Source organism: Corynebacterium sp. USCH3 (assembly GCF_037619475.1).
Taxonomy (GTDB): Bacteria; Actinomycetota; Actinomycetes; order Mycobacteriales; family Mycobacteriaceae; genus Corynebacterium.
Map to the genome: position 1 here is coordinate 231,771 of NZ_JAQPZT010000005.1, position 14,188 is coordinate 245,958.

Consider the following 14,188-nt stretch of genomic DNA (forward strand, 5'->3'; position numbering starts at 1 on the left):
GCTACGGAGGGCTCACGGTGAATCAAGTGAACCGAGTGAGCCCGGCGATCCTCCCGGCACCACCAGCGCGCCGGGCTCCCAGACCGGGTACACCAGGCGCGGCGGCACGGTCTGCCATGACTGCGACAGTTCCGCCGTCGTGCGGATGTCGGTCATCGTCTGCCACTGGCCGTCGGGACGTTGCTGCCAGCAGTCTGTGGTCTGCCAGTGGAAGCCGTCGCACACGACCTTCCCCCGGTACGGCGAGTACACCGTGGCGATGGCGGTGACATCCTCCCGCCAGATCGGGCTGGGTTGTTCGTGCTCAGGGAGCTGGGGGAGGGTCGCTGCGCCGACGGTGGGTGCGAGCCCGGCACCCAGACCGCCCAGGGCGAGCGTGGTGACGGCGAGGGTGACGATCTTCCTCCGGATGGTCGTGACTGTTCCGGACATGACGGGGACACTTCCTTCAGCCGCGGAGCGGCGGTAGTGAATGGTTCATGTAGTTGAGACATCGAACAGACCCCCGTCGGGGTTAGCAGGAGGCCACATACCGCGACGGCGGTAGTCGAGGTGTCTGCGACAGGGGGACGCGGTCGGCACCTCGGTCGACGAGGCTGAAAGGCACCACGGAATCCCCGTCGTCCGACACCAAGGAGTGCCCCATGACTGCGCCCGACACCAGCCCCGACACCACCCGCGACACCAGCCCTCGCCGCAGGATCCTGCGTCGCCACACCGCCTGGATCCCCACTGCGCTGGTGACCACCGGCCTCGTGCTCGGCGGCTGCTCCTCCGAAACGGACACCGCCGCTGCGGCCTCGAGTGCGACGTCGGCTGTATCGGCGTCCGTCAACGAGGCGTCCACCAGCTCCGGTACGGACGCGAGTACGACCGACACCACCTCGGCAACGATCTCCGCCACCGCGACCGCCGCGCAGGCGTTCCTCGACATGCTGTCCGACGAGCAGCGCGAGGCCGTCCTGTACGACTACGACGACGAGACGAAGACGACGTCCTGGTCGAACTTCCCGGTGACCTTCGTCGACCGCGCCGGGCTGAACCTCGCCGACCTCACCGAGGAGCAGAAGACCGCGGCGCTCGCGGTCCTGGAGAACCTGCTCAGCGACGAGGCGTACGAGACCGTCGCCGGCATTATGGGCGGCGATGAGTACCTGCTGGAGAACAGCGACTCCACCGAGGACTCCCTGGGTCAGTACTACATCGCCTTCTTCGGCGACCCGTCCGACACTACCGCGTTCGAGGTGCAGTTCGGCGGCCACCACCTGGGAATCAACGCCACCCTGGACGGCGCGTCCGGTTCGCTCACCTTCGCCCCGACCCACCTCGGCGTGCAGCCCGCCGTCTACAAGGACGAGGACGGCAACGAGGACCAGCCCTTCGACGGCATCTACACCGACGCCTTCGCCTTCTACGACAGCCTCACCGAGGAGCAGCAGGAGACGCTGACCTCCGGCGACGTGAGCATGTGTGCTCCCGGCGACACCTGCGACTTCGAGTCCGGCGACGGGCTGACGGGCTCTGACCTGAACGATGAGCAGCGGGAGCTGCTGCTCGATCTCATCGCCAACTGGTCCGAGATGGCCGACGACGAGAGCAACGCCGCCACCCGCGCCGAGATTGCCGCTACCCTCGATGCCACCGTGATCGCCTGGTCCGGTGAAACCACCTACGACATGAGCACCGGCGACGGGATCTCGTTCTCGATCTCGGGACCGAACGTCTACGTCGCCTTCCAGGCGCAGCAGGGCTCTGCGGGCGCTGACGTCGACGGGGTGACCACCTCCGGGTGGGGTCACGTCCACACCATCTACCGGGACCCGACCAACGACTACGCGGGGAGCGTGGAACAGCAGGAGGCCAGCGGGATGAGCGGCGGCCCCGGCGGCGACGGCGATGGTCTCGGTGGGGGACCGGACGCCTTGTGAGCTGACGAGGCATCACGGTAGAGTCCGTTGACGTCGTTCACCGAGAATTCCTTGTAGTGAGGTGTCTTTTTTGACCCAGGCCAACTAGCCATCCGCGTCCCCACGTCGGGTTACCCGACTGTGTTCAGGGGCGGATGTTGCATTGGCCTGAGCCTTGTCACTCGCCCCACCGTGTCGTGTTTTTGTCCCCGGGTGCAGCTCTGCCGACTGCCCCGGGGTCTGTTGTATCGTCCGTGAACGTCCACGATCCCTGGCGCAGGCTCTCGGCAGGCTCCCCGATTCAACGAATCAGGAGTTCTTTCCCGTGTCATCCCCGCCGTCCCCGTCATCGGGCGCATTGCGTTCGGCACCGCTGGCGGCCCGCATTGCGCTGGCCGTCGTACTCGTCGCCGAGATGATGAATGCCCTCGATCATACGATCGTGCTCAACGCGATTCCCACCCTACGAGACAGCCTGGGCGCGGGTCCCGCCGCAGTGCAGTGGCTCACCGTCGGCTACTCACTGGCTCTGGCTGTCGGGCTGGTCACCGGCGGACGCCTCGGCGATGCGTACGGTCGCCGTCGGGTCTTTCTCATCGGCACCGCCGTGTTCACCGTCGCGTCCCTGTCGTGTGGCATCGCACCGACCCCCGAAACCCTGGTGGCGTCCAGAATCCTGCAGGGTGCCGGTGCCGCGATCATGCTGCCGCAGGCGTTGGCGACCATCCACGTGACATTCAGTGGTGACGCCCGGAGCAGGGCGTTCGGCCTCTACGGTGCGATCCTCGCCGTCGGTGACCTGCTCGGCCCGGTGCTCAGCGGAGTACTGCTGCAGCTTGACCTGTTCGGTTGGGGCTGGCGGTCGATCTTCCTGGTCAATCTGCCGATCTGCATTGCCGTGCTGGTGTTCGGTCGCCGGTTCATCACCGAGTCCACCTCGGACAAGCCGGCACGCCTCGACGTGCTCGGCATGCTCCTGTCCGCCGTCGCCGTGACTCTTATCGTCTTTCCGTTGACTCAGGGAGCTGAACACGGCTGGCCACTGTGGGCCGTCCTGCTTCCGGTCGCCGGGCTGCTGACGGTGGGCGTGTTCATTGCCCAACAGCGGACCCGGCAGGGAAGCGCCCCGACCATCGTGTTGTCGATGTTCTCTGACCGGGGGTTCTCGGCGGGGTTGTCCGCACAGCTGGTGTTCGGGCTGTCGTCGGGTTTGTTCTTCGTGACCATGACGATCTTCCTGCAGACCGGTCTGGGTATGAGCGCCTTGCAGGCCTCCATGGCATTCGTCCTGGTCACCGCCGGCTCATTCATAGGTGTGGCCGTCGCGGTGCGTAGTGCCGGTCGTTTCGGGCGGCGACTGCCGCAGGCCGCAGCACTGTTCGCTCTCGCCGGGGTAGTGGCGTTCCTCCTGGTGATCACACAGTGGCAGGCCGAGCTGACGATGGTCGTCATGGCGGTCCCGCTGATGATTCTGGGCTGTTTTATCGGTGCGATCGGTGGGCCGCTGGCGGATCTGTCGTTGCGGAACGTGGAGCACGCCCATGCCGGGTCGGCCTCCGGTCTGTTCAATACCGCCATTCATCTGGGCATGGCCCTGGGGACGGCGTTGACCGGTGCGGTGTTCTTCTCGGTCACCGGCGGTTCGGCCGACGGTGCGCTCAACCGGGAGGCGTTCACCGGGGTGTTGTGGACGGTCGGGGCAGCGTTCGTGGTGATCTGGGCGTTGATGTTCCTGATCCCGCGGCGCGCCGAGGAATGACGGGGTAGTTTCCCGTGCCGGTCGGGGCATCCGTCGGTGACCTGGTCTCGCAACAATGGGGCCTCGACACCGTCTCTGCGCCATCTGGCTCAGCGCAGCATGCTAGTGAGGGGCCGCCATGGCGAGGCAGCAACAAGACGCGTGACTTTTACTCCAGGGCAATAGCCTGGAGTGCTCCACGTACTTGTTCGGCAAACTGGCTGCATCCGGCAGATTGAAGCGCATCAACCAGGGGTTTGCTGTTGGGGCGATTCTTCCAGTAGTTGAACTGGCTTCGTGTTGCAGGTAGCAAGCACTCGGGATGTGATCCGATGACCAGCATAAAGAAATCATCCGCCGTATATACCTCGTATGGCTCGTCCTCTGGATGAGTAGTAAAGTCGCTTTCCTTATTATTGGTGAGGATAATGTCGGCCCGCAGTGTCACAGCTGCCGCGTGAACGTGATAGTCGCTATCGTGAGTCCCGGTGAAGGGTACGGTACTGGGGAAGTGTTCCAGGATCTCATCGATGCAATCTTTGATCATCTCCAACCTGCGGTCTACTAGATCGCCCGACGCTCTGGGATTGTTCTTGCGAACGTTTCTGAGTGCTTCAACAAAGACATCTTTCGTCGAGTGGAGTTGAAACATTCCGTCGTTAAGGCACCTGAGATGAAAGAGCCAATCAAATATTGTCTTACTGACAATGATGTTGGCATCCACGAATACCCGCTGCGTCATGTTTTGCAGCATACCGGCCCTGCCGCATCGACTACGCGCCCGGGTGCGAATCCTCTGGAGAAGGATGTGCGCTTGCGGTGCACATCCCTGCTGGTGAACAGTTAGTCGTCGAAGACGTCGTCGTTCTCCACCTCGAATGTGAGGAGACGATCGAGAACCTTCTTGCGGTCGTGTACCCGCTGCTGGCGTACCCTCTGGACTTCTTCGCGGGTGAAGCGTGTGTGAGATCCGACTTTGTAGGAGCCGATTTTTCCCTGCCGGGCCCACTTCATCAAGGTGGTTCGAGAGACGCCCAACATATCGGCGGCAACAGTGCTGGTCAGCTCATCGGGAATCCTGCCGATCGAGACTTCCCCATGATCGGAGATGCTGGCCAGTGCTTGCAAGAGCATTTGCTGCACGCCTGCGGGAAGGGTGATCTCCTGACCGCCGCTTGTTTTCAGCGAGAGCGTGACACCTGGGGAGACGGGAGTGGTCTTTGCTTCTTCAATGATCGTTTCGTCGATTGAGATGTGTTGATCGACGGGCATCGTTGCAGTCATGATGTCTCCTTTCCGTGCATCATGGACGCCACCGTGTTGCACGGTGTATCACGGTGTTGCACCGTGTGGAAACCACCCTAGACCGGTGTCACATACAAGTGCAACCCCTGCGGAGTGCTTCTTCCGTCGTCTCCGGGCCCTCCAACGGGAGTTGGCGACGCAGTGCTGGCTATCTGGGATCCCGACACTCTGAGGTGGAAGTGAGTCATTCCGCCACGGTGACCGTGCCCTCCAGATACCGGACGCACCGTCCGGAGAGCAGAACGCGATCGTCACGCAGGCGGACGTGGACCGTTCCTCCGCGCGGCGACATCTGCCGTGCGGTCAACTCCACCGTGCCCAGTCGGTCTGCCCAGAGGGGAGCGAGCTGGCAGTGCGCAGAGCCGGTGACCGGATCCTCGGGCACACCGGCCTGCGCGCCGAACCACCGGGAAACCACGTCGAACTCCGTCCCGTCCCCCGGGGCGGTGACCGCGATCCCGCGTACCGGTAGGGAGGCGAGGAACGTCAGGTCGGGGGACAGGGTGCGGACTGTCTCCGCGTCCTTCACCGTGTAGATCAGGTCGGTTGCCCGGTGCGCCTCCAGAACCTCGACGCCGAGTGCCTCGGTGATCCGGGGGTCCACCTTCGTCGGGACGGGTACCTCGGCGGGGAAGTCCATGGTGAGCAGGCCCTCCGGACTCCGGGTCACGGTCAACCAGCCGCTACGGGTGGAGAACCGGAGTGCATCGGCGTCGGGGTGGACGTCGTCGAACAGGTAGGAGGACGCCGCCAGAGTGGCATGGCCGCACAGGGCGACCTCGATGGCCGGGGTGAACCAGCGCAGGTCGTAGGTCGGCTGCGTGGGCTCCCCGTCCGGGGCCGTCCCGGTTGCGCGGGGCACCAGGAACGCGGTTTCGGAGAGGTTGTTCTCCAGGGCGAGGGACTGCAGCACCTCGTCGGACGGCCATGTCGCCAGGGGCATGACGGCTGCGGGGTTGCCCTCGAACAGCGTCTCGGCGAACGCGTCGATCTGTACCAGTGGGATCTGCACCCTGACCTCCGGAATCGTGTGTGGCGGAACAGTGACGAGCCTACGTGGCGATGGCCGCTGCGTGTTCCTCACGTCAGACATGGGCGGTGATCCGCGGCTAACGTGTGGTTGTCACCCCTGGCATACGTGCCTCACCGCCGAACGCAGAGTAGGTCGTACCAATGAAGTCACCGATTCCGGACTACCTCCACGAGATGCTGGAGAACGAACGGCCCGATGAAGCAGGTGAACTGGCCGGCTACATCCGGGAGTTGGCCTCCGCCGACCCGGACCAGCTGGGAGCTGCGCTCGCCACGCTGGACGGCGAGACCTACTGTGCCGGGGACACCGACATCGAGTTCTCGATCCAGTCGATCTCGAAGCCGTTCGCCTACGCCCTGGCACTGGCCGACCGGGGAGCCGACCGGGTGCTCGAGAAGGTCGACGTCGAACCCTCGGGAGAGGCCTTCAACGAGATCTCCCTGGACAAGGACGGTCGCCCTCTGAACCCGATGATCAACGCCGGTGCGATCACCACCCATTCCCTCATCGGGCCACCGGGGTGCACGGCCGAGGACCGCGTGGAGCGGATGGTCGAGGGGCTCTCCATCTTCGCCGGACGGCGGCTCAGCGTCGACGAGGGGGTGTACAGGTCCGAGCTCGACGACGCGCACCGGAACCTGGCGATCGCCCACATGCTGCGCAGCTACGATGTGCTCACCGAGGATCCCCGGACCGTTGTCGACGGGTACACACGGCAGTGCTCGCTGATGGTGACCGTCCACGACCTCGCCATGATGGCGGCCACGCTGGCGAACCAGGGGGTCAATCCGGTCACGGGGGAGCGCGCCGTGCCCGTCGCGGTGATCCGCCAGGTTCTCAGTGTCATGTCGACCTGCGGGATGTACGACGCGGCCGGGGACTGGACGACCCAGGTCGGGATACCGGCGAAGAGCGGGGTGTCCGGCGGCGTGATCGGAGCACTGCCGGGCCAGATGGGGATCGCGACATTCTCCCCGCGTCTCGACAAGCACGGAAACAGTGTCCGGGGTGTGGCGCTGTTCGAGCGGTTCTCCTCGGACATGGGGCTGCACCTGATGGAGGTGCCGGCCGCGGCGCGCTCGGTGCTCCGGGAACACGCACCCTCCGGGACGGAGACCGTGCGCATCTTCGACCTGCAGGGCAGTATCCGGTTCGCCGGGGCCGAGCGCGTCGTCCGCGAGATCGTCAGGACGGACATCGCCGAGGACCGGGTGGCACTGGACCTCACGGCGGTGCATTCGCTCGATGATGTCGCCCGCCGGATGCTGCTGGAAGTGACCCGGCGCCTGAGTATGGAGGGTAAGGAGGTGTTTCTCGTCGATCCGGACACCGTCATCCCGGACCCGGACCCGGGGACCGACGGTTCGCTCACCGTCGTCACCGCGAGGGATGAGCTGCACGGACAATAGCTACGGACAACAGTTGGTGCCCGTCCCAGTCACCTGTGACGGCGGCTCCTCGGCGTACCCCCTTACTCGGCGGGATCAGCTGACCGCTGTGGTGAGGTCGGACGGCTCATCCGTTGACGGATGTCACGTGCCTGCGATCCGGTGACCACGACCGCGATCCCGGAGCGAAGCAGTTCCTCGAGGACACAGGGGTCGAGGGTGCCCAGGTAGGCGGCGGTGAGCGCCTCGCCGTGGATGTCCGTCAGGATCGTGTCCGGGTCCAGCGTGTACACCTCGGTCGCCGTGCGGAGCACCGTCGGCTCCGGCAGGAGGAGTCCGGACGCCTCGAGGGCGGCGACGGCGAGATGCCGCTCGTACTCGAACCGGAGGTATCCCTCCAGGGCTTTGTGGGCCCGCCTGTCGTCACGCACGGGTCACAGGTCCTGACCTCGTGTCCCTCCGGTTGCCACGGAGGCCCCTGCCGCTGCTTCGCCGGTCTCCGGGAACCTCGCCTCCGGAGCACGCCCTGATCCCGCCCAAGAACACATGCATAACGGGATCATCGTAATTCCGCCCGTGAGCCCGGGCACCACCCCTAGGGACCCTTTTGCCGGGCCTCGTGGCCTACCCCCGATGTGCGGGACACGACACAGACCTCATGGATCGTAGGTCGACCTCAGTCGTCGACCATGACGGACTCGGCGAGCGGGCGCCGGGTACGGGGCGCGTTCTCCCGGGCGAGGACGTCGTCGGCGGCACCGGCGGTGTCCCCCAGTACGCCGACGGCGATGACGGTGAGCGGGACCAGGTTCTCCCCGAGACTGAACGCCTGTGCCACCGCGGCCTGGTCGAAGCCGCTCATCTGGTGCACCAGCAGGTCGTTCGCATGGGCCTGGATGGTGAAGAAGGCCGCTGCCTGACCTGCGTCGTACCGGGCCTCCGGCAGCGGACGACCGTCGTCACCGACGGTCTCGGTGAGGACCACCACCAACGCGCCGGCGTCCTTCGCCCACCCCTGGTTGAACTCGATCAGCGCGTCCAGGACGGCCCGGTGGGCGGCACTCCCGCGACGGGTCACCAGGAAGCGCCACGGCTGCCGGTTGTACGCCGAGGGTGCCCAGCGGGCGGCCTCCAGCGCACTGCGTAGCGCGTCCTCGTCGACGGGGGAGGTGCCGTCGTAGATGCGTGGGCTCCACCGTTCGGAGACGATGTCGAGGACGGGGGCGTCGGTGCGGGCGGTGCGGTCTGTGATCACTGTCATGCCTGAAGTCAACCATTCAGGCGTGGGACTTGTTCCCCTTCCGGTCATCGCTAGCGGAAATCCGTGGCCTGCGGCTCGTCGATGCCGTCGATGCCGTCGATGCCGTCGACCCGTGCCGCCCCGTCCGCGTCGAGGACCACGTTCACCGCCAGCGGGATCTGGTGTGAGGCGCTTTCCAGGATGTGCATGAAGTACCCGGCGGTGTTGGGGATGGCGATGACGTCGCCGGTGGATATTCCGTCCGGGAACCGCAGACGGCGGCGGATGATCACTTCGTCCTCGATGCAGTAGGCGCCCACCAGGAAGCCTTCCGCACCGGGGGCACGTTCGGGTGTGGTGTCGTGTCCGTCGTGGACCCGCACCAGGAGAGGGTCGACGAGGATGTCGTCCGAGGTGGTGCGGCACTGTGTCCGGTTCATCTCCACACCGACCAACGGCACCCCGTCGCTGCGGTCCTTCAGGAACGCCACCCGCGCCAGGATCACGCCGCACCCGTCGAGGACGGAACGCCCGGGCTCCAGGTGCAGCCGCAGGCCTCTGCGGACCAGTGCAGACGCCGCCGTCTCCTGCTGACGCCGCCGACCGACCTGACCTCGGAGAAGCTCCCGTAACCAGTCGCCCCGCACCGGGGCCTGGTGGAACGGGTACGTCGAGGTCAACGGGTCCGACTTCCACGTGAACGGCTCACCGGTCCCGTCGACCATCGCCTGCCGGGCACGCCGGAAGTCCTCCCACTGTTCCTCGTCGTCGAGGTAGCTCATCGGCACGCCACCTCCCAGGTCCACGAACGTCGGTCGGTGACCGAGCTCCACCACCGTGTCGATGAGGCCCAGGGCGTCCTCCAGCGCGGTCAGACGGTCGGCGGCGGAGTACCCGTGCAGGTGGAGGTGTACGCCCACCACGTCGACGGTGTCCACGGTGTCCACGGTGTCCACGGTGCTGCTCAGCGTGTCTGCCCACACGTGGACACGCTCCCCGAAACGCGTCGGGGGCAGCCGTGAAGGGTCGGGGGCGATGCGCGGGGCGACACGCGGTCGACGGCCTCCGGCGCCTGAGCCTGGCTCACCCGGCTCACCCAACTTACGCAGTCTGGTCAGTTCGGCGACCGTGTCCACCGATATGGTCACTCCATGGTCGACGGCCAGGCGCAACAGACGGTCGGGCTTCACGGCCGCGCTGAGAATGACCCTGTCCCCGGGGACGCCCCGGTCCAGGACCTGCTGCAGTTCCCGTTCACTGGCGACGTCGACTCCGTGTCCTGCCTGGACGGCGGTGTCCACGAAGCACAGTGCCTTGTTCGCTTTGCGGGCGTAGAACACGCGGGTATCCACGCCCGCGTCGGCACCGGCGTCACGCAACTCCGCCATGTTCCGCACCATGGGCGCGGTCCGCAGGACGTTGACCGGCGAGCCGTGGTCCTCGACGAGAGACCGGCAGCGGCCCCCGTCGGAGAGCAGGCTGACCGCCCACGGCTCCAGGCGTGCGGTCAACGGCACCGTGCCCTCGGCCCCGGGCTTGTCGAGATGTCGACGACGGTGGTGGGCCACGACCCGCCGGGCCCACCGGGGGATGACAGCGTCTCCAGAACCCACAGCATCTCCAGTACCTCCGGAGCGGTCGAGCGAGTCTGCACCGATGAGCACGCCCTCGGCGTCCCGGCCGATCACCGCCAACTGTTCCACTCCCCGGACGTGTCCGTCCTCGTCGACCCACCCGGTGGCGGCGGTGTCGCCAGTGTCTCCGGTGTCGCCGGCGTCTCCGGCGCGGGCACCGGGGGAGAGTTCGGGGATGTTCGCGGCCAGCGTGCCCGGGCCCAGACCGGCAGGTGGGATCACCGCGTCCACGACCACGTCGGCCGGAGGGTCGAGCGTCCCGACCGCGGCACGCACCGGCGGGTGCACGATCCCGGCGTCGAGGAGGGCGAGCAGGCGGGCGGCGTTCGGCGGGGTCATGCCGAACGCGACCCGCTCCAGCGTGCGGGCCAGTGCGTCGAACCCGGCCAGTGGGCGACGTCGACCGTAGGACGTACGCCAGACGACCGCAGGGTAGAGGATCCTCCAGGCGTGGCCGACCGCCCACGCTGCGTCGGGGGCGGCGCGGCCCGTGGCCACGGCCCAGGACTGCCGGAGCTCGGCCACCGGGTCGGAGACCACGGGCCAGTCGGTGCCGGAGATGATCGTCCGTACCTGCTCCGGGGCAGGTCGTCCTCCCGCGGTAGTCAGGAGGCGGTCCGCGGCGCACGCGAGCGCCTCCTGCAGTTCCCCGGTGGTGCGGCTCGTGCGCACCCGTCGGTCCCCGACACTGAGCACCTCCGCAGGGCGAAGGTCGGCCAGGGGACTGGCCGGGTCGGGTTTCACGGTCATGAAACGACCGCTCCGGCTGACCGGACGAATCACCGAGGGCTCCGTGCCGCTGGGACGGTAGGTCACCCCGTCTTCGGTGGGGAGGAAGGTGCCGTGACGTCCTGCCGTGAGCTCCAGAACCGCGTCGACGAAGGTCAGCGCCGCGCCGCGGACGTCCACGACCGCGCCGGGGGCGACGGTGCGCAGTCCGTCGGCCGGGTAGACGCCGACGACCGGCACCGGGCCGGATGCACCGGTCACGGTGGCGGGCAGGGCGCCGGGCCAGCACGGGGCGTGACCGGTGGTCAGCAGGACGTGGTCGTAACCTCTGTCATTGACCGTCCATCGTGTGGCGTCCTCCCCGTCGGCCCGGTGCACCGCGGTGACCCGTTCGGACACCATACGGACCGTGCACCCGGAGTCCGCCCGGCGGCGGGTGCTGAGGAGCAGCGACTCCCAGGACTCCGCGAAGAAGCGTCCCACCAGTGACCGCGGGGGGAACGGCCCCTGCTCCGTGCCGGCGATGCCGCGCCGCCAGTCATCGAAGCTGCCCAGGCCACTGCTGACGATGCGCGAGGACACGTTCAGCGTCCAGTGGTCCGGCTGCTCCGGCCCGTACGCGGCGCCGGCACCGGGTTTCCGGTCGTCCCAGACATCCACGGCGACGCGTACCCCGTGGTCCCACGCCTGGCCGAGGAGTTCCTCGGCGGCCCAGAGTCCCCGCGGACCGGCACCGACGACCGCGACCCTCACGTCCACCTGGCTCACGTCCATTCCGGAACCTCCCCGATGTTCTCCGCGACCCACTGGTCGTTGTAGAGCGTGTCCATGTACGCGGTGCCGAAATCGTGGAGGATCAGCACTGTGTCCGTCTCAGGGCCTGCCGCCACCCCGGACGCGGCGGCGACCACCGCCCCGCCGGAGGCCCCGGGGAGGATCCCCTCCCGCCGGGCCAGGGCCCGTGCACCGCAGACCGTCTCACCGGCGGTGACACGCACCACGTCAGAGACCGGGGTGAGGGTGGCGAGTTCCGGAACGATACCCGCACCGAACCCCGGCAGCAGCCGCTCCCCGCGGCGCCCGCCGAACAACACCGAGCCCTCCGCGTCCACGGCGGTCACCCGGGTACCGGCACCCGTCTCCCGGAGATGGCGCACGCACCCGCCGATCGTCCCGGTTGTACTGACCGCGACGAAGAGACGGTCGGGCGGATGACCCAGCTGCTCGACGATTTCACGCATGGTTCCGGAGGAATGGGCGTCGAACGCGGCCTGGTTGGAGTACTGGTCAAGGTTCACCGCACCCGGCAGGCTGGTCAGGAGCTCGGCCACCCGTGCCCTGCGCGCGGCGAGCCAGTCACCTGTCTCCGGATCCGGTGACGTCACGTGGTGCACGGTGGCACCCAGGGCCGCCATCACCGCGACGGTCTGCCGGTTCGCCCGGGGATCGACGACACAGTGGAAGTCGATGCCGTGCAGGGCGCAGTCCCGGGCCAGCGCGACGCCGAGGTTCCCGGAGCTGGACTCCACCACGCACCCGCCCGGTTCCAGGGCTCCCGAGGCCAGCGCGGAGTCGAGGAGGGCGGCGGCCGTCCGGTCTTTGGCGCTGCCACTGGGGTTGAAGCCCTCGAGCTTCGCCCATACCCGGCCTGGGCCGGGGAAGAGTCGTTCCAGCCGGACCATCGGGGTCTCTCCGATGGTGCTGCGAATACCTGTACTGATCGTGATGCCTCTCCGTGGCCGTGTCTGTGCCTGCTGCACCACTACGACGGTACGCGGAGACGTCGTTCAGTGATGGAAGCCTGAACGTTCCCCGTCCGGTGGGGTGCCGTCCGCCTGGTTGAGATGTTCGACGCAGGCGCGGAGGTCGCGCACCAGGAAGGAGGCCAGGTCACGGCTCATGCCGTTGCGCACCACGATGCGCTGCACGGTGACGTCGGCGAGGTCGTCCGGCATCGGGTACGCCGGGACCAGCCAGCCCTTCATCCGCAGACGGTCGGAGAGGTCGTAGAGCGACCACGGTCGTCCGGAGGCCGCTGGGGACGCTGTGGATGCCGTGGCCGGTGCGAGACGCCAGGCGAACACCGGGATGTCCTGCGTCTCACTCCACAGGTCGAACTCCGGCATCCCGCCGATCTCCGTGGCCAGGTAGTTCGCCACGTCCATGGTGTTGCGCTGCACGCGCCGGTAGCCGTCCATCCCGAGCTGAAGGAACAGGTAGTACTGCAGCAGCACCTGCGCGCCGGGACGGGAGAAGTTCAGGGCGAAGGTCGGCATGTCGCCGCCCAGGTAACTCACCCGGGAGACCAGGTCCTCCGGAAGGTCCCCGGTCTGGCGCCACACGATCCAGCCGAGTCCCGGGTACACCAGGCCGTACTTGTGTCCGGACACGTTGATCGACGCCACCCGCGGCAGCCGGAAATCCCACTCCAGCTCCGGCTGCAGGAACGGCGCGACCATCCCGCCGGACGCGGCGTCCACGTGGATGCGGACGTCCAGACCGGTGCGCTCCTGGATCCGGTCGAGCGCGGCGGAGATGTCCTTCACCGGCTCGTACATGCCGGTGTAGGTGACACCCAGGATCGCGACGACGCCGATGGTGTTCTCGTCGACGTAGTTCTCCAGGTCATGGCCGTCGAAGACCTTGTGTTCCTCGGTGACCGGCACGTAGCGGGGTTCGACGTCGAAGAAGTTGCAGAACTTCTCCCAGCAGACCTGCACCGCCGAGGACATCACGAGGTTGGGACGCTCCGTGGAGGCACCGTCCTGCCGCCGACGGTGCTGCCAGCGGCGCTTCAGCGCCAGCCCGCCCATCATGCAGGCCTCGGACGAGCCCATCGTGGACGTCCCCACGGCCTGGTCGGGGTCCGGTGCGTTCCACAGGGCGGCGATCATCCGCCAGCACCGGTCCTCGATGTCCGCGGTGGCGGGGTACTCGTCCTTGTCCACCATGTTCTTGTCGAAGGCCTCGCGGTAGAGGCGGTCGGCGTAGCCGTCCATCCAGGTACCGACGAAGGTGGCCAGGTTCATCCGGGCGTTGCCGTCCAGCATCGCCTCGTCATGGATGACCTGGTACGCGGTCTCCGGGAGCGACTCCGCCTCGGGGATGCGGTTGCGGGGGAAGCTCGTGGCCTCACCGACGCGGGCGAACAGTGGATTGAGCTCAACGTTGCGGCGATCGTCACCCATGGCTGCATAGCCCTCTCGTGCGCTGG

General features: G+C 67.1%; 12 protein-coding genes. 3 read left to right on the forward strand and 9 right to left on the reverse strand.

Features of this window, described 5'->3' with window-relative positions:
• Positions 1-12: 12 nt before the first annotated feature.
• Positions 13-432 (reverse strand): hypothetical protein, encoded by a 420-nt coding sequence (locus tag PQI66_RS12145; protein WP_339998631.1) that lies wholly within the window; start codon positions 430-432, stop codon positions 13-15.
• Between the two features lie 212 nt (positions 433-644).
• Here PQI66_RS12145 and PQI66_RS12150 point away from each other — a divergent pair, with 212 nt between their 5' ends.
• A complete protein-coding gene (locus PQI66_RS12150) occupies positions 645-1,928 on the forward strand; it encodes a DUF3500 domain-containing protein (protein ID WP_339998633.1) in 1,284 nt (427 codons plus the stop codon).
• Between the two features lie 304 nt (positions 1,929-2,232).
• Positions 2,233-3,666, forward strand: coding sequence for an MFS transporter (locus tag PQI66_RS12155; protein ID WP_339998635.1), 1,434 nt, complete (start codon positions 2,233-2,235; stop codon positions 3,664-3,666).
• Between the two features lie 148 nt (positions 3,667-3,814).
• On the opposite strand, the gene PQI66_RS12160 is transcribed toward PQI66_RS12155, so the two are convergent.
• The 3 genes from PQI66_RS12160 to PQI66_RS12170 all read right to left on the reverse strand — a co-directional run bounded on the left by PQI66_RS12160 (position 3,815) and on the right by PQI66_RS12170 (position 5,962).
• The gene (locus tag PQI66_RS12160) at positions 3,815-4,387 is read right to left on the reverse strand and encodes a PIN domain-containing protein (protein ID WP_339998636.1); all 573 of its coding nucleotides are present in this window, start codon (positions 4,385-4,387) and stop codon (positions 3,815-3,817) included.
• Positions 4,388-4,488: 101 nt separating this feature from the next.
• Positions 4,489-4,929, reverse strand: a complete 441-nt coding sequence (locus PQI66_RS12165) for a helix-turn-helix domain-containing protein (protein WP_339998638.1) — start codon at positions 4,927-4,929, stop codon at positions 4,489-4,491.
• Positions 4,930-5,134: 205 nt separating this feature from the next.
• The gene (locus PQI66_RS12170) at positions 5,135-5,962 is read right to left on the reverse strand and encodes a PhzF family phenazine biosynthesis protein (protein WP_339998640.1); all 828 of its coding nucleotides are present in this window, start codon (positions 5,960-5,962) and stop codon (positions 5,135-5,137) included.
• 161 nt (positions 5,963-6,123) lie between these two features.
• Between PQI66_RS12170 and PQI66_RS12175 the strand changes: the two genes are divergently transcribed.
• Positions 6,124-7,392: a glutaminase gene (locus tag PQI66_RS12175; protein ID WP_339998641.1), complete on the forward strand. Its 1,269-nt coding sequence runs from the start codon at positions 6,124-6,126 to the stop codon at positions 7,390-7,392.
• A gap of 62 nt (positions 7,393-7,454) precedes the next feature.
• On the opposite strand, the gene PQI66_RS12180 is transcribed toward PQI66_RS12175, so the two are convergent.
• The 5 genes from PQI66_RS12180 to PQI66_RS12200 form a co-directional block, all read right to left on the reverse strand.
• Positions 7,455-7,802: a hypothetical protein gene (locus PQI66_RS12180; RefSeq protein ID WP_339998643.1), complete on the reverse strand. Its 348-nt coding sequence runs from the start codon at positions 7,800-7,802 to the stop codon at positions 7,455-7,457.
• Positions 7,803-8,047: 245 nt separating this feature from the next.
• Positions 8,048-8,632 (reverse strand): nitroreductase family protein, encoded by a 585-nt coding sequence (locus tag PQI66_RS12185; RefSeq protein ID WP_339998645.1) that lies wholly within the window; start codon positions 8,630-8,632, stop codon positions 8,048-8,050.
• 50 nt (positions 8,633-8,682) lie between these two features.
• The gene (locus tag PQI66_RS12190) at positions 8,683-11,748 is read right to left on the reverse strand and encodes an FAD/NAD(P)-binding protein (RefSeq protein WP_339998647.1); all 3,066 of its coding nucleotides are present in this window, start codon (positions 11,746-11,748) and stop codon (positions 8,683-8,685) included.
• Complete coding sequence (locus tag PQI66_RS12195) at positions 11,739-12,734, reverse strand: pyridoxal-phosphate dependent enzyme (protein ID WP_339998648.1); 996 nt, start codon at positions 12,732-12,734, stop codon at positions 11,739-11,741. The genes PQI66_RS12190 and PQI66_RS12195 overlap by 10 nt, the downstream gene beginning before the upstream one ends.
• Positions 12,735-12,761: 27 nt before the next feature.
• Complete coding sequence (locus PQI66_RS12200) at positions 12,762-14,162, reverse strand: glutamate decarboxylase (RefSeq protein WP_339998649.1); 1,401 nt, start codon at positions 14,160-14,162, stop codon at positions 12,762-12,764.
• Between the last annotated feature and the right edge of the window lie 26 nt (positions 14,163-14,188).